Origin of the sequence: Kitasatospora aureofaciens (genome assembly GCF_001188955.3) — a bacterium.
GTDB classification, from domain to species: domain Bacteria; phylum Actinomycetota; class Actinomycetes; order Streptomycetales; family Streptomycetaceae; genus Kitasatospora; species Kitasatospora aureofaciens.
This window is the reverse complement of the sequence record NZ_JPRF03000107.1, coordinates 1-737: the sequence shown is the minus strand read 5'-3', so window position 1 is coordinate 737 and position 737 is coordinate 1. Positions and strand designations below refer to the sequence as shown.

The 737-nt window shown below is 71.0% G+C and carries 1 protein-coding gene; it reads left to right on the top strand.

The window, feature by feature from the left end; genetic code table 11:
• Nucleotides 1–217: 217 nt before the first annotated feature.
• The coding region (locus HS99_RS40380; protein WP_244916015.1) for a transglycosylase family protein at nt 218–737 on the top strand (520 nt) is incomplete at its 3' end.

The window sequence follows — 737 nt, the reverse complement described above, 5'->3', positions numbered from 1 at the left end:
CCGGCAAGCTCGGCATCGCCGGCATCGACGCCAACAACAACCTCAAGTTCTACCCCGGCGACGGCGCCGGCCACGTCAGCGGCGGCACCCAGATGCTCCCCGGCAACGGCCTCTGGGCCGGCTTCTAGTCAACCACGGGCCGCCAGGATCAGGTTGACCCTGGCGGCCCTTTCCTGCCCCAACCCTCTGCCCCAGCCCTGAACTTCGGAGGATCGCCGTGCGCCGGCCCGCCCCCCACAAGACCGTCCGTAAGACCGCGGCACTCGCCGCGCTGCTCTCCGGAGCGCTGCTCTGCGCCGTCGTCCCCTCGGCTCACGCCGCCTCGGTCGCCACCTGGGAGAAGGTCGCCCAGTGCGAGAGCAGCGGCAACTGGAGCATCGACACCGGCAACGGCTACTACGGTGGCCTGCAGATCTCCAGCCAGACCTGGGCCGCCTACGGTGGCACCGCCTACGCCCCCGAGGCGAACCTGGCGACCGAAGAGCAGCAGATCCTGACAGCCGAGAAGATCCTGGCGGCCCAGGGTCAGAACGCCTGGCCAACCTGTGGCCCTGCGGCCAACCTCGCGGCCGACACCGCCAACCCATACCCGTCGACCCCGCCGGCGACGCCGCGGCCGGCGCGGGTGGCGGCGGGTGACTTCAACGGTGACGGCAAGCTGGACGTGGTCGGCGTCGACGCGAACAGCAACATGCAGTACTACCCCGGCAACGGCGCGGGCTCGGTCAGCGGACCGG